The organism is Pseudomonas sp. MTM4 (genome assembly GCF_019355055.1).
GTDB lineage: Bacteria > Pseudomonadota > Gammaproteobacteria > Pseudomonadales > Pseudomonadaceae > Stutzerimonas.
This window is the reverse complement of sequence record NZ_CP048411.1, coordinates 3,384,867-3,409,431: the sequence shown is the minus strand read 5'-3', so window position 1 is coordinate 3,409,431 and position 24,565 is coordinate 3,384,867. Positions and strand designations below refer to the sequence as shown.

The window sequence follows — 24,565 nt, the reverse complement described above, 5'->3', positions numbered from 1 at the left end:
TTGCAGCGCCTCGGGAGCAACCATGTGATCAAGCCTGAATGGAACCCTTGAGCTTGTTCATCGCGTTCTTTTCCAGCTGGCGAATGCGCTCGGCAGAGACGCTGTACTTGGCCGCCAGATCATGCAGGGTGGCCTTCTCTTCGCTCAGCCAGCGTTGTTGCAGAATGTCGCGGCTGCGCTCATCCAGGGTTTCCAGCGCCTCGTGCAGGCTGGAATTGGAACTGTCGCTCCAGTCGGCATCCTCGAGCTGACGCGCCGGATCGTAACGATGATCTTCGAGATAATGCGCTGGCGACTGATAGGCACTGTCGTCATCAGCATCGGCTGACGGATCGAATGCCATGTCGTGACCCGTAAGGCGGCTCTCCATCTCCCGCACTTCGCGCGCTTCGACACCGAGGCTATCGGCAACCCGCTCGACTTCCTCGTTGCTCAGCCATGCCAGGCGCTTCTTCTGACTACGCAGATTGAAGAACAGCTTGCGCTGTGCCTTGGTGGTAGCGACCTTGACGATGCGCCAGTTGCGCAGAATGAATTCGTGAATCTCGGCCTTGATCCAGTGCACCGCAAAGGACACCAGGCGCACACCCATTTCCGGGTTGAAACGCTTGACCGCTTTCATCAGGCCGACATTGCCTTCCTGGATCAGGTCGGACTGGGCCAGCCCATAGCCGGAATAGCTGCGGGCGATATGGACGACGAAGCGCAGGTGGGCAAGCACCATCTGACGTGCGGCCTCGAGATCCTGATGGTAGAACAGGCGCTCTGCCAGGTCGCGTTCCTGCTCGACCGTAAGCAGCGGAATGCTGTTGACCGTCTGCACGTAGGCCTCGAGATTGCCTCCCGGGACCAGGGCTTGAACAGGTTGCAGATTAGTAGTCATGCAGATCCTCCAATAATGAAGCTGCAGCAGTTTAGCACTGCCGGGTCAGACTGCAAGCCTATGGAAAAGTTCCCTTACAGCTCTACAAAAACCTTTAAAATCAACAAGTTATCAGCGCGGCGCAAGTTCGCTCAAATGCCTCGCCACCGCCAGCCAGGCACCGACGTAACCCAGCAGCAAGGCGCCGAGCACCAGCGACAGACCATCTTCGACCGGCACCCCGGCCAGGCCGAAATCACTGCCATACAGGCCGGCCAGCCCCACTACCGCCTCGTTCAGCCAGCCCAGCCCGTAAGCCAGCAGCAGCCAGGCGATCAGCCCGGCGCCCAATCCGTACAAGGCGCCCATGTAAAGGAACGGGCGCCGTACATAACCGTCGGTGCCGCCGACCAACTTGACCACTTCTATCTCGGTGCGGCGATTTTCGATATGCAGGCGAATGGTGTTGCCGATCACCAGCAGCAGGGTGGCGATCAGCAGCAACGTTAGGCCGAAGACGAAGCGGTCGCCCAGCTTCAGAATGGCTGTTAGGCGCTCGACCCAGAGCAGGTCCAGCTGCGCCTGCTCGACGCCTGGTAGTTCCGCCAGACGCTGACGCAACGCTTCGAGATTGTCGCGATCGATCTCGCTGGGCGTTACCAGAATCACGCCGGGCAGCGGGTTTTCCGGTAGTTCACGTAGCGCCTCGCCAAGACCCGAAAGCTGCTGGAATTCCTCCAACGCCTGCTCACGGCTGATCCAGCTGGCTTCCGACACATCCGGCATCGTCAGGATCTCTTCGCGCAACGCGCTCCCTTCTTGCGCGTCTACGTCCAGTTGCATGAACAGCGAAATCTGCGCCGCCCGCTGCCATGACCCGCCGAGCCGCTCGACGTTGTCCAGCAGCAGCGCCAGCCCCATGGGCAGGCTCAGCGCGACGGCCATGACCAGACAGGTGAAGAAACTTCCAATCGGTTGCTTGATCAGCCTGCCGACGCTGTCGACCATGCTGGCGCGATGGCTTTCCAGCCAGGCGTGGAACAGCGTTTTGAAATCCGGCTCGTCATCTCTCGGCTGCTCGGGCTTGCTCCGCACGCCACCGGCGCGTTCGGCCGGGTTCGGATTGTTCTCGGGTGCGCTCATCGGGCGGCCTCCCCATCGCCGATCAGGCGGCCACGCTGCAGGGTGAGCATGCGATGGCGCATGCGGGCGATCAGCGCCAGGTCGTGACTGGCGATCAACACGGTGGTGCCGAGTTTGTTGATATCTTCGAACACGCCCATGATTTCCGCCGCCAGGCGCGGGTCGAGGTTACCGGTGGGCTCGTCAGCCAGCAGCAGCGCCGGGCGGTGTACAACGGCGCGGGCGATGCCGACACGTTGTTGCTGGCCGGTGGACAGGTCCGATGGATATTGCAACGCCTTGTCCTTCAGGCTGACCCGCTCTAGCGCAGTCATTACCCTCTGGCCGATCTCGCGCTTGTTTAGGCCGAGTATCTGCAGCGGCAGCGCAGCGTTGTCGAACACGGTGCGGTCGAACAGCAGCTGGTGGTTTTGGAACACCACGCCGATCTGCCGGCGCAGAAAAGGAATCTGCGCATTGCTGATGCGCGACAGGTCCTGCCCAGCCAGCAGCAGCTTGCCGCTGGTGGGTCGTTCCATCGCCAGCAGCAGGCGCAGCAGGGTGCTCTTGCCGGCGCCGGAATGGCCGGTGACGAACAGGAACTCGCCGCGCTGCACCTGAAAGGACAGTTCGTGCAGCCCGACATGACCGTTGGAATAGCGCTTGCCGACTTGGTCGAAACGGATCATGACGGCGGATTACCTGCGCTCGCTCCCTTCTCGGCGAACAGCGCACTGACGAAGGCATCCGCCTCGAAGGCGCGCAGGTCGTCGATGCCCTCACCCACCCCGATATAGCGAATCGGCGTGCCGAACTGCTTGGCCAGCGCGAAGATCACCCCGCCCTTGGCGGTGCCGTCGAGCTTGGTCAGCACCAGCCCGGTGAGTTCCACCGCCTGATTGAACTGCTTGGTCTGGTTGATGGCGTTCTGGCCGGTGCCGGCGTCGAGCACCAGCAGCACCTCGTGCGGCGCCGTCTCGTCCAGCTTGCCCATGACCCGGCGGACCTTTTTCAGCTCCTCCATCAGGTTGTCCTTGGTGTGCAGGCGGCCGGCGGTGTCGGCGATCAGCACATCGACGCCACGGGCCTTCGCGGCCTGTACGGCATCGAAGATCACCGAGGCGGAATCGGCGCCGGTGTGCTGGGCGATCACCGCGATGTTGTTACGCTCGCCCCAGATCTGCAGCTGCTCCACGGCGGCGGCACGGAAGGTGTCGCCAGCGGCGAGCATGACCTTCTTGCCTTCGAGCTGCAGCTTCTTGGCCAGCTTGCCGATGGTGGTGGTCTTGCCGACGCCATTGACGCCGACCACCAGAATCACGAACGGCTGCTTGCCGGGCTCGATCCGCAGCGGCTGCTCGACCGGCTTGAGCAGGCCGGCCAGCTCTTCCTGCAACGCCTTGTACAGCGCGCCGCTGTCGGCCAGCTCCTTGCGCGAGACGCGACGGGAGAGGTTCTGCATGATCGCCGTGGTGGCCTCGACGCCGACGTCGGCGGTCAGCAGGCGGGTTTCCAGTTCGTCCAGCAGATCGTCATCGATGGCCTTCTTGCCCAGGAACAGGCTGGCCATGCCTTCGCCGATACTGGCGCTGGTCTTGGACAGACCCTGCTTGAGGCGGGCGAAGAAGCCCAGCTTGGCCGGTACTTCTTCCGCAACGGGAACCGGTACCGGCTCAACGGCGATTTCAGCGAGCGCCGGGGCTTCCGGCACATCCATGGATTCATCGAGTTGCGCTACCGGCTCGGGTTCGGGCTGAGGCGCGACTTCCGGCTTGATTTCCGGTTCGGCTGCGGGCTCGGGCTGCTCGGCCTCGACCTGCTGCTCTTTGGCCTGCTCATCAGGTTCATCGGCGAACGGCTGGCTGTCTTCCAGCGGCTCGGATGGAGGCGGTTCGGCTGCTGGGGTCTGCGGCTTCTTGCGCAACCAGCCGAACAGGCCTTTCTTCTCGCCGGCCTCGGCCGGCGCCTTCTTATCGTCGTTGGAACCAAACATGGAGAAGATTTTCTCAAGAGGGCGAAACGCCGGCGGCCACGCCACCGGCCAGACGGGGGCTATCCTAGCACCGCGCAACCGACTGCGCTAAGCGTGGCCATCGGACCTGGAACATCGCGACGCAGTTCGAATCCCCTGACACTTTGCCCCGACCACGACGCCCCAGTACCATGCCCCGCGTGTTCTCGCCTGCCAGCGCCACCCGGCGGGATTCATTCCTGAACGAGTCTTTCACTATGTCTCCGATGCTACGACGCGCCGCCGCTCTGCTACTTGCCGCTCTGTACTTGCCGCTGGTCACCGCAGCCGACGCTCAGCCAACCCATGAATTCTTTCTAGATAACGGTCTCAAAGTGATCGTCCGCGAGGATCACCGCGCCCCCGTGGTGGTGTCCCAGCTCTGGTACAAGGTCGGCTCCAGCTACGAATCGCCCGGGCAGACCGGCCTTTCCCACGCGCTGGAACACATGATGTTCAAGGGCAGCCGCAAGCTCGGCGCTGGCGAGGCGTCACGCATCCTGCGCGAGCTCGGCGCCGAGGAAAACGCCTTCACCAGCGACGACTACACCGCCTATTACCAGGTGCTTGCACGCGATCGCCTGGCGGTGGCCTTCGAGCTGGAGGCCGACCGCCTGGCCAGCCTCAAGCTGCCGGCCGACGAGTTTGCCCGCGAGATCGAGGTAATCAAGGAAGAACGCCGGCTGCGCACCGACGACAAGCCCAGCTCGCTCGCCTACGAGCGCTTCAAGGCCATGGCCTACCCCGCCAGCGGCTACCACACGCCGACCATCGGCTGGATGGACGACCTCGAACGCATGACCGTCGAGGAACTGCGCGCCTGGTACGAGGCCTGGTACACCCCCAACAACGCCACCCTGGTGGTGGTCGGCGACGTGACGGCTGATGAGGTGCGCACGCTGGCCGAGCGTTATTTCGGCCCGATCGAGAAGCGCCCCATCCCCAGCGCCAAGCGTCCGCTGGAACTGGACGAACCCGGCGAACGCCGCCTGACCCTGCACCTCAATACCCAGGTGCCGAGCCTGCTGATGGCGTTCAACACGGCCAGCTTGGCGACCGAAACAGATAACCCGCGGCAGATCCATGCGCTACGCCTGATCACCGCACTGCTCGATGGCGGTTACAGTGCCCGCCTGCCGAGGCAGCTGGAGCGCGGCGAGGAACTGGTGAGCAGCGCCTCGGCCTGGTACAACGCACACGCTCGCGGCGACAGCCTGTTCGTGCTCAGCGCCGCGCCCAACGTGCAAAAGGGCCGCACCCTCGAAGAGGTGGAGGCGGGCCTCTGGCAGCAGCTCGAACAGCTCAAGCAGACCGCCCCCACGACAGAAGAGCTCGAGCGAGTCCGCGCCCAGGTCATTGCCGGCCTGGTCTACGAGCGCGACTCCATCACCCAGCAGGCCACTACCATCGGCATGCTGGAGACCGTGGGCCTGTCCTGGCGCCTGATGGACGAGGAGCTCAGCGCCTTGGAGGCGGTGACGCCGGAAGATATCCAGCAGGCCGCCCGCACCTATTTCACCCGCTCGCGCCTGAGCGTCGCCCATGTTCTGCCCAAGGAGACCCGCGATGAGTGATCGCACCCTATTGCGTCGCGGCCTGCTCGGCCTGGTCCTGCTCGGCACCCTGGGGCTGGCCGCCTGCGACAGCGAAACCGGCGATACCGCTGCGGTCATCCCCCCGGCGAAGAACGTCGCGACACCCGCCGAATCCGGCCAGGCCATCGCCAAGGCCGAGCAGGACGAAACCCGCCTGGAGTCGCTTGCCGAACTGGGCGACCAGCCTTTGCCCCGTCGCGAGTTGGATATCCAGAGCTGGCAGACCGAAGGCGGCGCCAAGGTGCTGTTCGTCGAAGCCCGTCAGCTACCGATGTTCGACCTGCGCCTGACCTTCGCCGCCGGCAGCAGCCAGGACGGCGCCACACCCGGCCTGGCGATGTTGACCAACGCCATGCTCAACGAAGGCATCGAGGGCAAGGATGTCACCGCCATTGCCGAAGGCTTCGAGGATCTGGGCGCCGACTTCGGCAACGGCTCCTACCGTGACATGGCGATCACCAGCCTGCGCAGCCTGAGTGCAGCGGGCAAACGCCAACCAGCGCTGGAACTGTTCAGCCAGGTGGTCGGCCAGCCGACCTTCCCAGAGGATGCGCTGCAACGCATCAAGAACCAGATCCTGACCGGCTTCGAGTTCCAGAAGCAGAACCCCGGCAAGCTGGCCAGTCTGGAGCTGTTCGAGCAGCTGTACCAAGACCATCCCTACGCACACCCCAGCGAAGGCACGCCTGAATCCATTCCCGGCATCGACACCCCGCAGCTGCGCGACTTCCACGCCAGGGCCTACACCGCCGGCAATGTGGTGATCGCGCTGGTCGGCGACCTCAGCCGCGAAGAGGCCGAGGCGATCGCCGCGCAGGTGTCTGCCGCCCTGCCCCAAGGCGCCGCGTTGCCGCCACCGCCCACGCCGCAGCAGCCCGCAGCCACGCACGAGCACATCGACTTTCCGTCCAACCAGACCCACCTGCTGCTGGCGCAACTCGGCATCCCCCGTGGCCATCCGGACTACGCTGCGCTCTATCTGGGCAACCAGATTCTTGGCGGCGGCGGCTTCGGTACCCGGCTGATGGAAGAAGTACGTGAAAAGCGCGGCCTGACCTACGGCGTCTATTCGGGCTTCAGTCCCATGCAGACCAACGGCCCTTTCATGATCAACCTGCAGACCCGCGCCGAACTGGCCGATGGCACGCTGCAGCTGGTGCAGCGACTGGTCGCGCAGTTCCTCGAAGATGGCCCGACCCAAGCCGAGCTGGAGCGCAGCAAGCGCGAGATCGCCGGCAGCTTTCCGTTGTCTACCGCCAGCAACGCCGACATCGTTGGCCAGCTGGGCAGCATTGGCTTCTACGACCTGCCGCTGACCTATCTCGAAGACTTCATGCAACAGGTCCAGGCGCTGTCGGTCGAAGAGGTCAGAACAGCGATGAACGAACACCTCGACGCGGACGGTTTCGTCATCGTCACGGCGGGCCCGGAGGTGGAGCAGAAACCATTGCCGCCACCTAGCGACAAGCCCCTCGAGCAACCCAGCAGCGTTCCGGAGCATTGATGGCCAACCCACCCATTCGCCCGTCCGCCCATGGCGGCCAGGGCCAGCTGCGCATCATCGGCGGCGAATGGCGCAGCCGGCGCTTCGGTTTTCCCGACGCCGAAGGCCTGCGCCCGACGCCGGATCGGGTGCGCGAAACGCTGTTCAACTGGCTCGCGCCTTATATGTCCGGTGCCCGCGTGCTCGATCCGTTCACCGGCAGCGGCGCGCTCTATCTCGAAGCCTTGTCGCGCGGCGCCAGCATGGCGCTGGCGCTGGACGTGAATGCCAACGCCATCGCCAGCCTGCGCAAGCATCTGGATACGCTCAAGTGTGGCCAGGGCCAGTTGCTGCAGAGCGATGCCTTGCGCTATCTGGAAACCCAGTCGCCAACGCCCTTCGACCTGGTGTTCCTCGACCCGCCGTTCAACAAGAACCTGCTGCAACCGACGTGCGAGCTGCTGGAAAACAAAGGTTGGCTAGCCGACCACGCCTGGGTCTATACCGAAAGCGAAGCCGTGCCATCGAGCCTCGGCCTGCCCGGCAACTGGCGGCTGCACCGGGAAAAGAAGGCCGGCACGGTGCATTACGCGCTATGGGAGCGCAACGCCTGAACTGGCTGATCGTTATCTCCACCTGTCGCACCCGAGCATGACCACCACGCACCCGCACACCCGCTGCTGTACCGCCAGCGACGAAACCTTTACGCCGGCCCGGTGGCTGCCGGGCGGTCATCTGCAAACGCTATGGAACCCCTGTTGCCGTCGCGCCACCAAACTATCCCGCCAGCGCGAGCGCCTGTGGTTGGCCGATGGCGACTTCATCGACCTCGACTGGCATGGCCCGCACGATCCGACGGCGCCTCTGGTGCTGATCCTGCACGGCCTGACCGGCTCGTCCAACTCGCACTATGTGCTGGGCCTGCAACGGCAACTGGCCGAGCGGAACTGGGCCAGCGTCGCCGTCAACTGGCGCGGCTGTTCCGGCGAACCGAACCTGCTGCCGCGCGCCTATCACTCCGGCGCCAGCGACGACCTGACCGAAGTCGTCGCCCATCTGCAGGCCATACGGCCACTGGCGCCGCTCCATGCGGTCGGCTATTCATTGGGCGGTAATGTGCTGCTCAAGTATCTCGGCGAAACCGGAAGCACGACGCCGCTGCACAAAGCCGTGGCGGTTTCGGTGCCGTTCCGGCTGGACCAGTGCGCCGACCGCATCGGCATCGGCTTTTCGCGCGTGTACCAGGCGCATTTCATGCGTGAGATGGTGGCGTATGTGAAGGACAAACAGCGCCTTTTTACCAGCCTAGGCAACGCCGAACATCTATCGACACTCCAACGCCTCGGCTCGTTGCGAGGCATGCGCACCTTCTGGGATTTCGACGGCCGCTTCACTGCGCCGTTGCACGGCTATAGCGATGCCAGCGACTACTACCGGCGCGCTTCGAGCCGCTACTTTTTACCCGACATCAGCATCCCGACCCTGCTGATCCAGGCCGAGGACGACCCCTTCGTGTTCCGTCACAGCGTGCCCGAGCCGGCCGAACTCTCGGCCACCACCACGCTGGAGCTGCACCGCAGCGGCGGCCACGTCGGCTTCGTCGAAGGCTCGCCGACCAGGCCGCGCTACTACCTGGAGCGGCGGATACCGGGATGGCTGTCCGGCTGTTGATCAACTGACAGGGGACGCCCCATCCGTTAGTTGTCAGTCTTACAGCCGCCGCCGGCAAGCTGCGCAAGCAGATACAGGGAAGCCGAATAGTAGTCTTCCGTGCCTACCGGAGATGCAGGCGCGGGCGCGCCTGTCAGATAAGCATGAATGGCTGCCACGCCCGTGGATATCGGATACGGCGCAACCGACCCATCGTCAAGGTTTATCCATGCCGGTGGCCGCTGTTTGCCTTCGCTGCGCCAGAAGCGGTCGAACGGCTTGAGCAGGTCGGGTTCCTTCGCATCGACGCCGCCCCAGCGGTAGTACAGCGGGATTCGCACCGCATCGAAACTGAAACGCTCAGGCCAACCACCGGCTGGATACGGACGGCCGCGATCCGGCAATAGCAGCCAATCCGGCGGCAGGTCGTACTTTCCGAACCGCGCCAGCTTGAGCAGGCGCGGCGCATCGCTCAACAAGTCTTTCCAAGGCCCTTGATGGTCGACGCGGTCGAATTCGACGAACGCCGGGATGACCAGATAGGAAAGGTTGATGACCGTTCCAGCCGGCTGATCGAACCCCTCGATTCCGGCCAATAGCGTGGTGTAACCCTGAATGCGCCTGACCAATCGCTGGGTAATCGCATCACGGATTTCACCTGACTTCAGCAGTAGCTCGGCATCCCCCCAGCGCTGGCCAGCGCGCAGCAACGCCCAGGCGATCAGCACATCGCCATCGCTCGCGTCGTTGAGATCCGCAATCGGCGGCGCCCCGGCCGGATCGTAACGCCACGAAAAAAGCGCAACGTCCTGGCGGCGAAGCGTCGTATCGGTCCAGCGCCAGAGCCTGTCGAAAGCTTCCCGGTCGCCTGCGGCAACGGCAAACAACATGCCCCAGCCTTGGCCTTCGGAGTGGCTGATATTGCCGTTACCGGTATCCTGAATGCGCCCGTCGGAAGCCATGAAGCGTTGGCGGTACTGATCCCAGTCCGCCGGGCAGAGCTTTTCTGGCGCGCCATAAGCCAGGGAGCTACACAGGCTGATGCCAAGCAACAGGACCACAATCCAGCTTCTAGGCGCCATGGCAGCGGAACACCAACGCCATTTCGACCTGTTCCGTACAGCTGACCCTCAACGGCGCACCTTCACCGAGCACCACCAGCCAGGCCTCATACAAGCCTTCCAGCAACGCCGCCATCGCTGCTTGCCATTGGCTGGAGCCGCCGCCCGCACCGGGATAGGCGCCGTGGGTCAGCGTCAGGCTTCTTCCATCGGTGGTCAGGGTTACCCAGCCCCAGTCCATGCCGAGCCATTGGTTGTTGATAGCCTCTTCGAGTGCTTCGAGCGTGCTCGCGCTCGGCGTTCCAAGCTCGTTGGCCATACGGCGACCTACATGGCGCATGAACGCACAACCATCGTGCTCGCCCGCCGAATCGAACATTTCTCCGACCAGCGCCTGCAGCATGGGAAGGCCCTGGGCACTGCCGCGCTGCTTGGCCAGGTACGCCAGGCTGCGTGTTTCGATTGGGTTAGCCGAGGTCAAGGCAGTTTCTCCAGGTTGTGTTTGATGTAGATCGAGCCGGTGGTCTCTTTGTACTCACCGAAACTGTCATAGCCCAGCGCACCGCCAACCTTGGTCTGATCGCCGAGCTTGTATTCGAGTTTGCCGCGCAGGTTGACCGCCATACCGCTCTCGCTTTGCCCGCTGTATCGGCTCTGTACCTGGACGCTGTAGTCGGTGACATACTCGCTGACCACCGCCTGCACTGCCTCCAGCGCGCCCTGCATTTCGGAGTCGTTGGGGAAATAATCGGCGCTGTCCTGACTGTAGGACTGGTAACCCAGCGCGCCACCAACCTGCATGCCCCAGCGCTTGCCGAACGACTGCGTCCACTGCACCGGCAGCGAGACGCCCACGTAGTTTTCCGGACTGAAATAACCGCCATGACCCGAGGTATAAAAACCAAGGTTCTTGTCGAAGCTCATCCAGTCCAGACCAACCCCGACTTGCAGCTGGCGATCCTGTTCCTGAATCGGCCGGACGTAGATACCGCTACTGAAACCCAGGCCGGTGTTGTCGACGACGTTTTTCCCGGCGTAACGATCGGCCTTGCCGCCGACATAGAACCCTGCGCTGCCGTTATCGTAGCTGTACTGTATGCCGGCGCCGGTGCGCGTTACGGCCCCCCATTCCTTGCCGGTCAGCGGGTCCTTCGAGCCCGCATAGGACAGCAGGCTGTCGGTGACCGCGCGGCGATGGACGTCAATGTCCAGCCGGCCATTCTGGCCCAGCTTCGGCGAGACCTTGATCCCGCCGACGATATTGGTCTGGCTGAAGCCCAACGGCGTGGTGCCGATGTCTGCGCTGATCAGATCGCCCTTGTAGGCCAAGTTGAGGGCAACGCCGGCCTCGTTCTGCGAACCGGGTTTGTAGCTGTCCAGCAGCTTCTCCGGCGTGTTCGCAAGCAAATTGTTGCGAACTGCCGTGGCGTCCTCGACTGACAGGCCTTCGGCGATCAGCCCCTGTTGAATGCCTGATGCCATCTCCTCGCGGCTGGTGGACAGCAGCTCGGCACGCTCCTGAGCGGTGAGCGCTCGGTTTTCACTCTGGAACACCTGCTGGGTGCGTACCTGCAGCCGTGTCTGGTAATCCGTTTCGACAGCCAAGCGGAAGGCATTGGCCGAGCCGTTGACGAGACCCGCCGGGATAGCATGACTGCCAAAACGTGTAGCCGCCGAATCGCTGGCCGTACCCGCACTGAGGCTCACCGGCGTCGCCGTCACTTCCAGTCGCCCCGACTCCAGCGGCACGGTGGAAAGCGTCATCGGTGCCGAGAATTCGGTGAGCTTGCTCAGGCCTGCCTCGCCATCGCGGGCACGCAGCTGGCCACCGACGGAAACGAACGATGCGGTCTGCTCGCTCACTTCCGTGAGGGCTCTGCCGATATCGCGTAGCAGCGGGTCGCCCACCGGCGCCGATTGCGTGGCGGCACCGGCGAACGGCTGGCGCTGCAGATAAGCGGGCAGCGAGCTGTCGACCGCCGCCACCGAATAGGCTGAAGGGTCGCTGGCCTTGCGGAAGGGATTGGTCTGGACGAATGGCCGGGCGCCCTGAGCCAGCAGCAGCGAACCCTGCCCCGCCAACCGCCGTTGTTGCTGCCGCTGAGCGTTTTCCAGCAGGATGCGCGCTTGCTGATGCTGCCCCTTGGCCTGGGCAACACGCGCACGCAGGAACAGCCGGCGCGGTTCGTCCATGCCAGTGGCGGACGCGAGCAACGCATGGGCGCGGTCGGGCTGCTTGTTGCCAAGCGCCGCATTGACGCCGCCTTCGATGGCCTCCGCATGGTTCGGCTGGCGCTGCAGGACGTGGTTGTACACGCTCGCCGCTGCCGGATACATCTTGCCGTCGTTGTACAACCGCCCCATCGCCAGCAGCAGCTCGTCGTTAGCCGGCGAGACGTTGATGCGCGCCATCAGGGTGTCGTAGGCGCCCGCGAAGTCGCCTTGCAGACGCTGATTATCGGCTTGGGTAATGGCCAGCCCATCGCGCAGCTGATCGATGCTGGCCTGGTCCTGCGCGGTAAGTTCGCCGCGCTGGGCGAGCCTCCTCATCAGCACATCGGCCTCGGCGCTCTGACCGGTCTTGCCCAGCACGGCGAGATGGCCCAGATAGCCTTGCACCGGCCCGTCGACGGTGTCGGACAAATCGTCACGCACCAGACTCAACGCCAGTCCCGGCTCGCCGAGATCGGCCAGAGCCTCGGCAATCCGTCCTCGGGCCGCCAGATCCTTTGGTGCATTGTCGTACAGCTCACGCAGCGCCTGGCGGGCAACGACCGGGTTCCCGGTGCTCGCCTGCTGGCGTGCGGTTGCGATGCGTTCGTTGACCGCCACGCGCTGCTGCAGCTCGCGCATTTCCAGGGTCTGCTGCGCAGGCGGAACCTGCGCGAGCAATTCGGACGCCTCGTCCCAGCGCGACTGCTCGCTTGCCAGCAGCGCCGCCGCATGGCGCGATTCGGCGTCGGGTCGCTGGCCGAGTGGCGCCATCATCCGCTCCGCCTGTTCGGCTTCGCCCTGTACGTTCAGCAAACGCGCATAGGCCAGCCGAACCCAGGGATCGGCTGGCGCCATCGCAAGCGCCTCGGCGTAGAGTTGAGCCGCGCCGTCGACATCGCCGTTTTTTTCCAGCGATTCGCCGCGTTCGCGCAGCGCCTGGGCCTCTATTCGCTCAACCGAAACCAGACTCTGCTTGGCCAGTGCAGGCGTGCTACGCAGAAGTTGCGCAGCGCCTTGAATATTCCGTTGGCCCAGGAGGCTGTTGTACAAGCCGAGCTGGCTCGCGGAATCGTTCGGCGAAGCCTGCAGATTCTGCCGATAGACGGCCTCGGCCTCGGCCGGCCGTTCATCGCGCAAGAGCAACTCGCCCAAAAGCAGATTCGCCGTCCTGCGTTGATCCGCCGTGCCTGGTTTCAGTTGCCGGACCTGCTTTTCGGCCCCTGCGATGTCACCTGTATCGCGTGCTTTGCGTGCATCGGCCAGTCGGCTATAGAAATTCGCATCGCGCAGGGCCGCGGCCCATTGCTGCTTTTTCTTGGGCGCCAGCTTGATGGCCTTGCTCAGGCTGGCAGCGGCCTGCGCGTACTGCTGATTGCGCAGCTGCACGACGCCAAGCCCGCCCCACGCGTCGGCGTCCTTAGGGTTCTTGCTGATCGCTGCCCTGAAGTTCGCCAGCGCGGTGCCTGTCTCGCCCTTGCTCAACGCAGTGAAACCCGCACCCCGTTCCTGGCCCTGCTTGGCCGTCTGGGCCCGCGCTATAGCCGCTTCGTACTGTTGGCCAATCTCCTGATCCTGCGGATTAGCCGCCATGTACTGCTCGTAGCGCGCGCGGTCCGCTTCAGTCGGCGAGAGCCAGAGCAGCGCCTGACGCCAGGCGCCGCTCGCCGATGCGGAAGCCGGCGCAAGCTCGGCGAGCCGCTCGATGCCTTGACGGCGAGTCTCTTCGCGATAAGTCAGTGCCCGGGCGTAGGCGAGTTGCACGCCGGCATCGGTGGGCTGATCTTCGGCCAGGCGCTTCAGGCCCTCCACGCCTTCCTTCCAGGATGCCGCATCGCCGGCGAGAGTCTGGTAGTACTCCGAAGCAAGATCCGGCGACGGAATGCCGCCGTTCAGCAGCGCGCGATAACCTTTGATCGCTTCCTGCGTACGGCCACGGCTGGCCAATTGGCGCACCGCAGCGAGCGCCCGGTCGTCTATCTGTGCGCGGCGGTCGGCGCTGTTCAGGCTGGCCAAATAATGACTATCGGGGCTGGCAGCTCGGAGGCGCTCGATCCATTGCTTCCGCGCCTGCTTGTCCTGCGCGTAGAGCGCCATGCGATACAGCGCTTCTTCGGCATTCGGACGCACCAGCAGCGCGCGATCCAGCACCTGACGCGCCATTTCCAGTCGATTGCGTTCGTGCCAGAGATCGGCCTGCTGCATCAGCACGGAAAAGCCATCGTTCGGCGCTGGCGCGGTCTGGGACCAGCCCAGCACCGGCAACAAGCTGCAGAAGATGGCAAGGGACAGCGGACGTGGCCGAAACCGACTCATCATGATTGCTCCCGGCGAGCCGCACGGGCACGCAGCAGAGGATAAAGACAGGCGGCCGCCACGGCAGCGGCGATCAGCAGCATGAACATCAATAAGAAGGGGCGCTCACTGAAGAGCCAGCGCGCGTATTTGTTGAGGGGAAGCGTGCCGTAGGTGAGTTGCTGGCCGACTCGATAGCTCATGACCCGATTGTTGCTTTCGAACACGGCGAGGTCACCCCGAATGTCAGTGTTCAGCTGGGCATTCTCGAGCCGCTGCACCGCATCCGGCAGCCACTCCTGACGACTCGCCAGCAGCATGACCATGATCCGCGTGTCATCCACGGGGGATGCAGCGCTTAGCAGCCCCTGAAAATTCTGATAGCCGGAGAGCGTCCGGTCGGCGGCATCGGTTTCCCGCCCCCAATCGCCCTTGGCCAAGGTGATCGCGCGCTCCAGCGGACTCTGCTCCCGCACCCGCAAATGCGCGTCTTCGCGGCGAAACGCCGACTTCGCCAGCAGCGGGTCGACTTCGAGCCGCGCGCCGATCTGGCCGACCACCAGCAGATCCTTTCCCTTCATCGTGTCGCTCAGCTGACTGCCGAGCTGCACGCGCAAGCCGCGCGCGGGATAGCCGCTGGCATTGCCAAAGCGGCCGGCCAGTTCCAGCAAGGCTTGCAACTCGGACTCCGCAGGCGATTTCGGCAGGATCGCCAGGGTCTCTGACAGGTCGGCCATGCGCGTGAACGGAAAACCCGCGCCGACGAAAAAGGAGAGGTTGGGCAGCTGCGCGAAGTGGTAGGTCTTGGAAAGATCGATCGTCGAGTCGCCCTCGATGGCCGAATAGGCAGCGTCCGGCAGGCTGCTACCGCACTCCGAGGTGTCGCCGTAATCCAGGTTGAAATAGAAGTCGAGCCGGTTCTGCCCGTAGATCAGATAGGCGGGAATCGGCACCACGATTTCTTCCAGCCGCGAGGGATAGCCAAGCCGCTGTTTGGCCTTTTCGAACAGTCCGGGCTTGAGCACCGGCAGCGAGGTCAGGTAGTTGTCGTTCAGGGCGATATCGAGGCGCGACTTCGAGGCATCGAACCACTCGCCCTCCGGGAAGCGGTAATGCAGGCGCAGCGGGATATTGCCGTTGCGCCAGACGAAGGTATCGGGCGCCGCGCGGAAGTCGATGGTCATCTGCCCAGGCATGAGGCTGGTACTGGTCAGCGCGCCCTCCTCCGTCAGCTGCGCCAGCGGCACAGGCTCATCCGTGCGCAACCAGGCGGGCGCGTCGAACGGCACTCTGGGTGCAACCGGACGAGCCTGTACCCGCGCGCGATCGCCGGTCAGGCCCTGGCTCTGCAACGTCAGCACGTCGACGGCGACTTTCAGCTCGTTGGCATCGCGCCCCAGCACGAGCAACAACTTGGACAGAGGCTGGCGGGGGTTGTCGATCACCGCCAGCGTCGGACCTTCGATCACTGGCAATTCGATCCCATCGGGCAGTGCACCGGCGGTCGCGATCAAGATGGCGTTGGTGGTCGGCAGCTCGTCGTAATGGACAGGAAAACGCGCGCTGCGGTAGCCGGCCTGCGCACCGAAGTACGAAGCGACCGCCGCAGCACTTTCGGCCATGGCGGCGTTTGGCTCGGCACCGAAGATGAACGGCAGCGTGACGATGCCCTGGCTGGCAGGGTCGAAGAACGGCTGCGGCAACGCGGCCAGGTCGTTGACCATTGGCAGCGGCTGCGTGACCAGTTCGATCGCTGAACTGCGGCTGAGTGTCGCCCAGAGCGCCGGGTTGAACGGATTCTCGCACTGGTCCGAATAATGGGCGCGCAGGCGAAAAATCAAGCGGTTGTAGGGCAGCATCATCATTGGATCGAGCGGCACTTCGAGGCTCTGACCGGACGCGGTATCCGGCGTGAGCGCAACGCGCTGGATCAATTCGCCGTTGAGCAGGACTTCCAGGTCGCTAGTTTCCGGCAGCAGCCGGTCCGAGTGGCTCATGGTGAGCTTCAGGCGCGCTTCGGTGACCAGATCCTGCTGGCTGACGGAAAACGGGACGTTCAACTCACCGCGCATCCCACGAATGGAGGGATCGCTGGCAAAGCCCAGTTTGCCAAACGTCAGCGTCTCCACCCGGGTCGGTACGCTAAACACCGGTACAGGTAGCTCAACGGTCTCTGCCTGCGGCGCGGGAAGATCGGGCAATGGCGAAACCTGCGCGAGCGTAGTGTTCGGCGCTATCACCGACGCCGCCGTGAACACGGCCACCAGAACCATGGCGGCGGCATTCGATACGGGCCGTTCAAGGGGTTTCGCGCTTTCACCGGACGCATACTTTTTGCGTCGTCGGAGCAAAGGAGAAATCGCGGTTCTGACGACCAGTAACAGCGAGCGCAGCGGCCGGTCTCGGCCTGGTGATTCGAGCGGCAACCATGCATCCGCCCGGCCCATGATGATACGAACGAGTTCGCGTCGCTGAGCGATTCCAGGCGCCTGGAAGTTGAGGCGCAAGATGCCGGGCTCTGCGCCGGACACTTTCACTTCGAAGATCTGGGAACGTTCGCCATAAGTTATTTCGGCATACTCGACCACCTCGGTGAGCATTTCCTCCGTCGGCAATGCCAGGCGCATTCCGCCCATCGAGATATCTTCGGTAGTCGTTTGCAACGTGCGGCCGTTGTCCAGATGCAGCACGACCGGCAACTTGATATCGATCCGAATCGTTTCCCGTACCTGACGCTTTTCGTGTGCAACGGCGATGGCAGCGAACAACAGCACCAGGCTGAACAGGGCCCAGGCAATGTTCAGAGCCAGTACGTAGGGGTTTGGCGCAATGGTGGCGAGCCAGAAGTACCGTACGCAGCCGAGCGCGATCCCGAGCAACAAAACGGCGGCAACGATGATATGAGGCCGCACGATGCGCGCATCGAAGTAATCCTTGTCCAGCAGATCGCCTTTGTCCGTCACGTTGAATCTGCCGCGCTTCGGGCTGAATAGCGTGACGAGCGTCGGCAAGACAATGTGAAAACAAAGGACCGTCTCGTATATCTCGCCCCAGAAGGTGTAACGGTGCTTACCCTGGATACGGGTATTGGTGATGATCGCGACGGCCAGATGCGGCAACGCATAGACGAAAATGGCGGCAGCCGACGAAAAGATGATGTTCTGGTCCAGCAGCAGATACGCGAGCGGAGCCGTCAAAAAGACGATGCGCGGCAGGGCGAATTGAAAGTGCAACATCGCGTTCAGGTAGCAAAGCCGCTGCGGCAACGACAAACCGCGCCCCAGCAGCGGATTGTCCAGACGCATGATCTGTGTCATTCCGCGCGCCCAGCGAATGCGTTGTCCTACGTGCAGGACAAGACGCTCTGTCGCCAACCCCGCTGCGAGCGGTATTCCAAGAAATGCGGTATTCCAGCCCTTACGCTGGAGTTTGAGCGCCGTATGGGCATCTTCGGTCACGGTTTCCACCGCGAACCCATTGGTATCTTCCAGCGCTCGGCGGCGAATGACGGCACAGGAGCCACAAAAGAATGTGGCATTCCAGAAGTCATTACCCTTTTGTACGGGCCCGTAAAAGAGCTCGCCCTCGTTGGGCACCTTGCGACCCGCCGAAAGGTTCCGCTCGAACGGGTCGGGGGAATAGAAGTGGTGCGGCGTCTGGATCAAGGCCAGCTTCGGGTCGTCCAGAAATGCGCCGACTGTGGCCTGCAGAAAAATCTGCGTCGCCACGTGGTCGCAATCGAAGATGCAAATCAGCTCGCCGTGGGTCTTCGCCATGCCGTGATTCAGATTGCCGGCCTTTGCATGGTTATTGTCGGACCGGGCGATATAGCCGACACCCGCCGCTGCGGCGAATGCGCCGAATTCAGGGCGTTTGCCGTCGTCGAGAATGTAAATGCTCAGCTTGTCACGCGGGTACGCCAGGTTCTGCGCGGCGAGCACGGTGTCCTGAACGACGCTCAGGCTCTCGTTGTAGGTCGGGATATAGACATCGACGGTCGGCCAGAGCGAAACATCCTCCGGCAACGGCGCAATACGGCGCTCCAGTGGCCATGCGGTCTGGATGTAGCCAAGGATCAGGATGACCAAGGTGTAAATCTCGGCCAGATAGAGCCCGAATCCGAGGAAGGTTTCGAGCCCATTGCCGAACACCAGCGTTTCGGTCGTGCGCCAGTACATGTATCGCAGCGAGACGGTGACCGAGATGACGATCATCACCAACGTCATCAAGCGGCTGCGCATCCTGCCCAGCACGAGTGCGGCACCGATGGTGGTGACCATCAGCAGGGCCTGCATTTCCAACGCCATCGGAACGACGACGACCAGACCCAGAGCGGCGAGCGAGCAGCACAGCACCAGGTTAGCCAGGACTTGCCTGGCCAGGCCAATTTCGTGCGACATGGATTAAAACCTTCCTTAGTTCCGGTGAGCCTGACGGTGGGCCTGGCTATGCTCGAGTCGTTGCGCCAAACGACGAGCTATCTGGTCGATGTCGTGCGCTGACGCCGCGGCAGGCTCGAAGGTAAAGACGGTTTGCTGCGTAGCAAGGGCCTCGGCGAGCGCCTCGTCACGGTGAACCATGCCCAGCACCTGGCTTCCAAGCCTCGCACGAAGAAACTCGGTTACGTCCTGATTGAGTCGCCGACGCCTGTCTACCTGATTGACGATATATCCAACCGAGCTCAGGTCGTTTCGCGAATAACGGTAGAAGTCGCCCTGCTCGATCTTCGGCAACTGGGATATCGATCCCGAATCCGCCAGCAATACGGCGACCCGATAATCGGCGATGCGATCCAGCGCATCGAGTGCCGCGGTCGGCCCCGGAGGCGTGTCCGCTATCACCATCAAACCGGGGACCGCCAGAAAGTCACGCAGCCCCTCCGCGAGTACGTTGGGATCTTCACGAAGATGCCGTTCGAAAAGCTGCGTCGCTTCCGCCGAGCAATCGCCATAAGGCAACACGCGAATTCCGCTCTGCGTGGTCAGGCTGAGCCGGCTCCAATTGGGCTGGTGTGGCGCATGAGCGACATAACCACGGTCGTCGTTGAGCGCAATGCCCAAATGTAGACGAAGCGCGTTCTGCACGTCGAAATCGATGACGACGACCGGATGACCAAGACGCTGCAAGGCAAAGGCGAGGTTAGCAGCCAGGGTCGTTTTACCAACGCCCCCTTTGGGCGAGGTTATGCAGATCAATGGCATCGGCTGATAGCCTTCAATAGCTGTACCAGGTCGGTATGCTGTGCTTCTGGCGGTGGATTAATGATCGTTTTACGGAACAGATGGCCAAAGCTTGGCTTTGCATCGTTCGCTTCGGCCGTTGGCCGTTGCACTGTAACGGTCGATTTCTCAGCGATTGGCTCCGGGACGATTGGCGCCTCGGCAACCATGCGCAGCGGCGGCATGCCGACGGACGTCAACATGGACCAATCAGCCTCATGCGCGATGGGGATGGGTTGGTTCGGCGGCTGGGCACCCGGCACGTCCGTGCTGGGAGCGGCATTAGCTGGATCCACGCTGCGAGAGACGGCGTTCAACAAACTCCAGTCGCTGGAGCCCGCATCCATCGAGGCGCCAAACTCGCGGAATTCGACGTTGCCACCGGTAAGCTCATTGAGACGTCGAATATCTGTGTCACGTCCGCTCATTTACATTTCTCCCAAACCATAGACAGCGCACAAACGCGTAGCCGAACGAGGCGATATTTCGCCCTGCGGCTGCGGCACTGCTATCAGTCTGAAAAGAACGTGCCACCACGCTAGTTTGATGGTGGCGCCATGCCATTATCAATGAATTTTTGTGATCATGATCAAGTCTGCCGACTGACGGCATTCAGACAAGTGAAGACATCGGTGCGTATAGCTGCCGGTAGAGCGCTTCGATCGACGATCGAGCATCTGCTGTCACGTAACCATCCTCGAGTGCCAGCAGCTGAAAGATACCTCGGCGCAGGGACTCCCTGTTCAGCGCCTGGTTTGGCGCGCCGTCGGCGGTGCAGAGAAAGCGCACCCAGGACGTCATGATGATCCAGGCGTTGACCGACAGCGCCTCCACCTGACGCGGCGTCATGGCGAGGATCCTGGCGTCGACGAAGCCCTGATAGATCCGCTGCGCACTCAACAGATGGCGCCTGGCGAAGAGGCGATAGCGCTCGGCCAGCTGCTCATCGCTGCCCAGCAGATGTTCCAGATCCTGATGCATGAAGCGGTAATCCCACATCGCCGAGAGCAAGGCTTCGAGATAGAGGGTCTTGTCATCAATAGTCAGCGCGCGACCTACCGGCAGCTGCAAAAAACCATCGACATCCGCCTCATAGCGGCCAAACAGCTCGGCGATGATCATTTGCTTGTTACGGAAGTGGTAATAAAAGTTGCCCGGTGAAATCCCGAGATGCGCGGCGATATGGTTGGTGGTCACGCTGCGCTCACCCTGGCTGTTGAACAGCTCCAGGCTGGCCTCGAGGATGCGTTCGCGGGTATTGGGTTTTGCAGACATCTGCGGCTCATCCGTCGTGCTTGAAGCAGAGGCGCAAAGATACCCCCGACGCCGCGTGCAAGCACCTCGATTGACAGACTAGAGCAATAACTCTAAAACATTCCGACCCTGCCCATATCGGACGTCGCCATGCTTGCCACTGTCGCCTATCTGGACCCGACACAATCCGAGATCGAACGCCTGCAGCCGCTGTTCGAGCGTCAACGCAAGGCATTTCAGGCCTATCCCAGCCCTGGCGCCGAGGATCGCCTGCAGTGGCTGGAAGCGTTGCACGATCTGCTCGCGCACCATCAGCAGCCACTGATCGAGGCCATCAGCGAGGACTTCGGCAACCGCTCGGCGGATGAAACGCGGCTGGCAGAGATCATGCCCAGCCTGCACGGCATTCGTTACGCCAAGCGCCGGCTGCGCCGCTGGATGAAGCCTTCGCGCCGCAGCGTCGGCATGGCGTTTCAGCCGGCCAGCGCACGGGTGGTTTATCAGCCGCTCGGCGTGGTCGGCATCATCGTGCCCTGGAACTATCCGCTGTATCTGGCCATCGGTCCGCTGATCGGCGCGCTGGCGGCGGGCAATCGGGTGATGGTGAAGATGAGCGAAGCCACTCCGGCGACGGGGCGGCTAATAAAGAAGCTGCTGGCGCAGATCTTCCCCGACGAGCAGGTCGCGGTGATCCTCGGCGAAGCCGATACGGGCATCGCCTTCTCGCAGCTGCCCTTCGACCACCTGCTGTTCACCGGTAGCACCAGCGTTGGGCGGCATGTGATGCGCGCCGCCGCGGAAAACCTGACGCCCGTCACGCTCGAACTGGGCGGCAAATCGCCCGCCATCGTCTCGGCCGAGGTACCGCTGGCCGACGCCGCCGAGCGTATCGCCTTCGGCAAGACGCTCAATGCTGGCCAAACCTGTGTCGCCCCGGATTACGTGCTGGTTCCACGGCAGCGTATCGAGGGTTTCGTCGATGCCTATCGAGAGGCCGTACGGCGTTTTTACCCGCAGCTGGCGGACAACCCTGACTACACCTCCATCATCAATCCGCGTCAGTACGCCCGGCTGCAGGGTTATCTGGACGATGCCCAAGCCAAGGGCGCCCGCGTGCTGCCGCTGTTCGAGCAAGGCCAGCAACGACGCATGCCGCACTGCATGGTGCTCGGCGTCAGCGATGACATGCAGCTGATGCAAGATGAGATTTTCGGCCCTTTGCTGCCCATCGTGCCCTACGACGACCTTGATCAGGCGCTTGCCTACATCAACGCCCGCCCCCGCCCGCTGGCGCTCTATTACTTCGGCTATGACAAGGCCGAGCAGCGCCACGTGCTGCGTCATACCCACTCCGGCGGCGCCTGCCTCAACGACACGCTGCTGCATGTCGCACAGGACGATCTGCCGTTCGGCGGCGTCGGCCCGTCCGGCATGGGCCACTATCACGGACACGAGGGATTTCTGACCTTCAGCAAGGCCAAGGGCGTTTTCGTCAAGCAGCGCTTTAACGCTGCGCGGCTGATTTATCCCCCGTACGGCAGAGCGCTGCAAAAACTGATCTACAAGCTCTTCGTGCGCTGAGCCCGCCACCGATGACAACCACGACCCGCCGCAGCCTGCTCAAGGTCGGCCTGTTCGGTAGCGCCGCGCTGGCCGGCGCCGGCCTGCTCGGCAGCCTCCCCGGTTGCAGTGCCGAGCGTCCGGCGAGTGGCTTCATACAGCTGCGCGACAGTGATCTGCCGATGCTGCGTCGCCTCACACCTGTGGTGCTGGAGGGCGCGATACCAGTGCCGGATACCGCCCGCGCCGTCACGAGCACCCTGGCGAGCCTCGACCAGGGGCTGGCGCACCTGCCACCTGCCGTATCGAAACAGGTCCAGCAACTGTTCGATCTGCTCAGCCTCCCGCTCACCCGGGGCCCGCTGACCGGGATCTGGGGCGGCTGGGGACAGGCGCAGGACACCGAAATCCAGGCGTTCCTGCAGCGCTGGGAGAACAGCTCGCTGGACCTGCTGCGACAAGGCTGCGCCTCGCTGCAGCAGATGATTCTGATGGCCTGGTACGGCCGTGTGGAATCTTGGGCGCACTGCGGTTACCCCGGGCCGCCCAGTATCTCGTGATCGATTGAATCCACCGTTATCAAGGAGCAGAGATGCCGGTAGCCGATCCCTTTGCAGAAGGCCTCGCCCGAGGTTGGAACGTCCGTGACGGCTCACGGCTCGAGCAGGACATTACCCTCGAGGCCGATATCGCCATCGTCGGCAGCGGCGCGGGCGGCGGCACCAGTGCAGAAATCCTCAGCGCGGCGGGCTTCAAGGTCCTGCTGATCGAGGAAGGCCCGCTTCGCAGCAGTCGTGACTTCGACATGCAGGAACCGGCGGCGTACGCCTCGCTCTATCAAGAGGCGATCGGCCGCACCAGCAAGGACGGCGCCATCACCATCCTGCAAGGACGCGCCGTCGGCGGCTCGACCTTGGTGAACTGGACGTCGAGCTTCCGTACCCCGACGCAGACACTCGAACACTGGGCTCGCGAACACGCCGTCAAAGGGCTTTCGCCCGAGACGCTGGCGCCCTGGTTCGAACGGATGGAGCGACGGCTGGGCGTCGAGCCCTGGCAACTGCCGCCGAATGCCAACAATCAGGTGATCCGCGATGGCTGCGAGGCCCTGGGCTACAGCTGGGCGGTGATTCCGCGCAATGTGCGCGGCTGCTGGAACCTCGGCTATTGCGGCATGGGCTGCCCGACCAACGCCAAGCAATCGATGCTGGTGACGACCATTCCCGCGAGTCTGGATGCCGGTGGCGAGCTGCTCTATCTCGCGCGCGCCGAACGACTCGTCGTGGAAAGGGAGCGGATCACCGCCCTCGAATGCTTGGCTATGGATTCACGCTGCGTTGCCCCTACCGGACGCAAGATCTGCGTTCGCGCACGCCACTACATACTCGCCGGCGGCGGCATCAATACCCCGGCGATTCTGCTGCGTTCGGATGTCCCCGACCCACACCAACGCCTCGGTAGACGCACCTTCCTGCATCTGGTGAATTTCTCCGCCGCGCAGTTCGATAAGGTCATCAACCCTTTCTATGGCGCGCCGCAATCGGTTTACTCCGATCAGTTCCAGTGGGACGACGGCACCGGCGGTCGCATGTCCTACAAGCTCGAAGTGCCGCCCATTCATCCAGCCCTGGCCGCCACGCTGCTGGGCCGTTTCGGTGTCGACAATGCCTTGCGCATGCAGCAGCTGCCGCACACCAACGCCATGCTTGCGCTGATGCGCGACGGCTTCCACCCGGACAGCGCCGAAGGTCAGGTGCAGCTGCGTAGCGACGGCTCACCCACACTCGACTATCGGATGACGGGCTATACCTGGGACGGTATCCGCCGCGCCTACCACAGCATGGCGGAGATCCAGTTCGCAGCCGGCGCCAAGGCAGTGCTACCGCTGCACAACGACGCCATTTACCCGAACAGTCTTGGACAAGCGCGCCAGATCATCGACGCGCTGAGCCTGGAGCTGTACCGCACGCGACTCGGCAGTGCCCACGTCATGGGCGGCTGCGCCATGGGTGAAGACCCGCGTCAGGCTGTAACCGACAGCCTCGGCCGGCACCACCAGCTGGACAATCTCTCGATTCACGACGGCTCGCTGTTCCCACCAGCATCGGCGCCAATCCGCAGTTATCGATCTACGCCCTGACCGCCAAACTCTCCAGCCAGCTGGCCGATCGCCTGAAAACAGCCTGACCGCCGCTCTGCCAAGGCCATCCGTTTTGATGCTTTACGCTGCCGTTACCGAGCC

Annotated in this window: 17 protein-coding genes and 1 pseudogene; 7 read left to right on the top strand and 11 right to left on the bottom strand. The window is 63.1% G+C overall.

Features of this window, described 5'->3' with window-relative positions; genetic code table 11:
* Positions 1-28 precede the first annotated feature (28 nt).
* From rpoH to ftsY, 4 genes are all read right to left on the bottom strand, one after another.
* The gene (rpoH, locus tag GYM54_RS15730) at positions 29-883 is read right to left on the bottom strand and encodes an RNA polymerase sigma factor RpoH (protein WP_131649501.1); all 855 of its coding nucleotides are present in this window, start codon (positions 881-883) and stop codon (positions 29-31) included.
* A gap of 111 nt (positions 884-994) precedes the next feature.
* The gene (gene ftsX, locus GYM54_RS15725; protein ID WP_181099508.1) at positions 995-2,005 is read right to left on the bottom strand and encodes a permease-like cell division protein FtsX; all 1,011 of its coding nucleotides are present in this window, start codon (positions 2,003-2,005) and stop codon (positions 995-997) included.
* Positions 2,002-2,673 carry a cell division ATP-binding protein FtsE gene (ftsE, locus tag GYM54_RS15720; RefSeq protein WP_131649499.1) on the bottom strand — a complete coding sequence of 224 codons (672 nt, stop codon included), beginning with the start codon at positions 2,671-2,673 and terminating at the stop codon, positions 2,002-2,004. Before ftsE ends, ftsX begins: the two co-directional genes overlap by 4 nt.
* Positions 2,670-3,977 (bottom strand): signal recognition particle-docking protein FtsY, encoded by a 1,308-nt coding sequence (gene ftsY / locus GYM54_RS15715; protein ID WP_131649498.1) that lies wholly within the window; start codon positions 3,975-3,977, stop codon positions 2,670-2,672. Before ftsY ends, ftsE begins: the two co-directional genes overlap by 4 nt.
* Before the next feature lie 236 nt (positions 3,978-4,213).
* Between ftsY and GYM54_RS15710 the strand changes: the two genes are divergently transcribed.
* The 4 genes from GYM54_RS15710 to GYM54_RS15695 are packed head-to-tail and all read left to right on the top strand — an operon-like array spanning position 4,214 to position 8,744.
* On the top strand, positions 4,214-5,569 hold the full coding sequence (locus GYM54_RS15710) for a pitrilysin family protein (RefSeq protein ID WP_181099505.1): 1,356 nt from the start codon (positions 4,214-4,216) through the stop codon (positions 5,567-5,569).
* Positions 5,562-7,094: a pitrilysin family protein gene (locus tag GYM54_RS15705; protein WP_181099503.1), complete on the top strand. Its 1,533-nt coding sequence runs from the start codon at positions 5,562-5,564 to the stop codon at positions 7,092-7,094. Before GYM54_RS15710 ends, GYM54_RS15705 begins: the two co-directional genes overlap by 8 nt.
* Positions 7,094-7,687 (top strand): 16S rRNA (guanine(966)-N(2))-methyltransferase RsmD, encoded by a 594-nt coding sequence (gene rsmD, locus GYM54_RS15700; RefSeq protein ID WP_131649495.1) that lies wholly within the window; start codon positions 7,094-7,096, stop codon positions 7,685-7,687. Before GYM54_RS15705 ends, rsmD begins: the two co-directional genes overlap by 1 nt.
* A 37-nt stretch (positions 7,688-7,724) precedes the next feature.
* Positions 7,725-8,744 (top strand): hydrolase, encoded by a 1,020-nt coding sequence (locus tag GYM54_RS15695; protein WP_131649494.1) that lies wholly within the window; start codon positions 7,725-7,727, stop codon positions 8,742-8,744.
* 26 nt (positions 8,745-8,770) lie between these two features.
* Here the strand turns inward: GYM54_RS15695 and GYM54_RS15690 are convergent, their stop codons facing one another.
* The 7 genes from GYM54_RS15690 to GYM54_RS15660 all read right to left on the bottom strand — a co-directional run bounded on the left by GYM54_RS15690 (position 8,771) and on the right by GYM54_RS15660 (position 20,784).
* A complete protein-coding gene (locus tag GYM54_RS15690) occupies positions 8,771-9,805 on the bottom strand; it encodes a glycosyl hydrolase family 8 (protein WP_131649493.1) in 1,035 nt (344 codons plus the stop codon).
* Positions 9,795-10,265, bottom strand: a complete 471-nt coding sequence (bcsD, locus tag GYM54_RS15685; RefSeq protein WP_131649492.1) for a cellulose biosynthesis protein BcsD — start codon at positions 10,263-10,265, stop codon at positions 9,795-9,797. Before bcsD ends, GYM54_RS15690 begins: the two co-directional genes overlap by 11 nt.
* Entirely contained in the window at positions 10,262-14,314 is a 4,053-nt protein-coding gene (locus GYM54_RS15680; RefSeq protein WP_197444886.1) for a cellulose biosynthesis protein BcsC, read from the bottom strand. The genes bcsD and GYM54_RS15680 overlap by 4 nt, the downstream gene beginning before the upstream one ends.
* A complete protein-coding gene (bcsA, locus tag GYM54_RS15675; protein ID WP_197444885.1) occupies positions 14,311-18,690 on the bottom strand; it encodes a UDP-forming cellulose synthase catalytic subunit in 4,380 nt (1,459 codons plus the stop codon). Before bcsA ends, GYM54_RS15680 begins: the two co-directional genes overlap by 4 nt.
* A gap of 15 nt (positions 18,691-18,705) precedes the next feature.
* Entirely contained in the window at positions 18,706-19,491 is a 786-nt protein-coding gene (bcsQ, locus tag GYM54_RS15670) for a cellulose biosynthesis protein BcsQ (RefSeq protein WP_181099497.1), read from the bottom strand.
* Entirely contained in the window at positions 19,482-19,937 is a 456-nt protein-coding gene (locus GYM54_RS15665; RefSeq protein WP_181099495.1) for a hypothetical protein, read from the bottom strand. Before GYM54_RS15665 ends, bcsQ begins: the two co-directional genes overlap by 10 nt.
* 184 nt (positions 19,938-20,121) lie before the next feature.
* Positions 20,122-20,784, bottom strand: coding sequence for a TetR/AcrR family transcriptional regulator (locus GYM54_RS15660; protein ID WP_197444884.1), 663 nt, complete (start codon positions 20,782-20,784; stop codon positions 20,122-20,124).
* A 129-nt stretch (positions 20,785-20,913) separates the two neighbouring features.
* Between GYM54_RS15660 and GYM54_RS15655 the strand changes: the two genes are divergently transcribed.
* From GYM54_RS15655 to GYM54_RS15645, 3 genes and pseudogenes are all read left to right on the top strand, one after another.
* Entirely contained in the window at positions 20,914-22,344 is a 1,431-nt protein-coding gene (locus GYM54_RS15655) for a coniferyl aldehyde dehydrogenase (protein WP_181099491.1), read from the top strand.
* An 11-nt stretch (positions 22,345-22,355) separates the two neighbouring features.
* Entirely contained in the window at positions 22,356-22,883 is a 528-nt protein-coding gene (locus GYM54_RS15650; RefSeq protein WP_131649485.1) for a twin-arginine translocation pathway signal protein, read from the top strand.
* A gap of 32 nt (positions 22,884-22,915) precedes the next feature.
* Positions 22,916-24,510 (top strand): annotated as a pseudogene (locus tag GYM54_RS15645) (GMC family oxidoreductase N-terminal domain-containing protein).
* The last annotated feature ends 55 nt before the right edge of the window (positions 24,511-24,565 follow it).

Coding starts and splice junctions, on each gene's coding strand:
- rpoH (WP_131649501.1), bottom strand. CDS start 883: ATGACTACTAATCTGCAACCTGTTCAAGCCCTGGTCCCGGGAGGCAAT.
- ftsX (WP_181099508.1), bottom strand. CDS start 2,005: ATGAGCGCACCCGAGAACAATCCGAACCCGGCCGAACGCGCCGGTGGC.
- ftsE (WP_131649499.1), bottom strand. CDS start 2,673: ATGATCCGTTTCGACCAAGTCGGCAAGCGCTATTCCAACGGTCATGTC.
- ftsY (WP_131649498.1), bottom strand. CDS start 3,977: ATGTTTGGTTCCAACGACGATAAGAAGGCGCCGGCCGAGGCCGGCGAG.
- GYM54_RS15710 (WP_181099505.1), top strand. CDS start 4,214: ATGTCTCCGATGCTACGACGCGCCGCCGCTCTGCTACTTGCCGCTCTG.
- GYM54_RS15705 (WP_181099503.1), top strand. CDS start 5,562: ATGAGTGATCGCACCCTATTGCGTCGCGGCCTGCTCGGCCTGGTCCTG.
- rsmD (WP_131649495.1), top strand. CDS start 7,094: ATGGCCAACCCACCCATTCGCCCGTCCGCCCATGGCGGCCAGGGCCAG.
- GYM54_RS15695 (WP_131649494.1), top strand. CDS start 7,725: ATGACCACCACGCACCCGCACACCCGCTGCTGTACCGCCAGCGACGAA.
- GYM54_RS15690 (WP_131649493.1), bottom strand. CDS start 9,805: ATGGCGCCTAGAAGCTGGATTGTGGTCCTGTTGCTTGGCATCAGCCTG.
- GYM54_RS15680 (WP_197444886.1), bottom strand. CDS start 14,314: ATGATGAGTCGGTTTCGGCCACGTCCGCTGTCCCTTGCCATCTTCTGC.
- bcsA (WP_197444885.1), bottom strand. CDS start 18,690: ATGTCGCACGAAATTGGCCTGGCCAGGCAAGTCCTGGCTAACCTGGTG.
- bcsQ (WP_181099497.1), bottom strand. CDS start 19,491: ATGCCATTGATCTGCATAACCTCGCCCAAAGGGGGCGTTGGTAAAACG.
- GYM54_RS15665 (WP_181099495.1), bottom strand. CDS start 19,937: ATGAGCGGACGTGACACAGATATTCGACGTCTCAATGAGCTTACCGGT.
- GYM54_RS15660 (WP_197444884.1), bottom strand. CDS start 20,784: ATGTCTGCAAAACCCAATACCCGCGAACGCATCCTCGAGGCCAGCCTG.
- GYM54_RS15655 (WP_181099491.1), top strand. CDS start 20,914: ATGCTTGCCACTGTCGCCTATCTGGACCCGACACAATCCGAGATCGAA.
- GYM54_RS15650 (WP_131649485.1), top strand. CDS start 22,356: ATGACAACCACGACCCGCCGCAGCCTGCTCAAGGTCGGCCTGTTCGGT.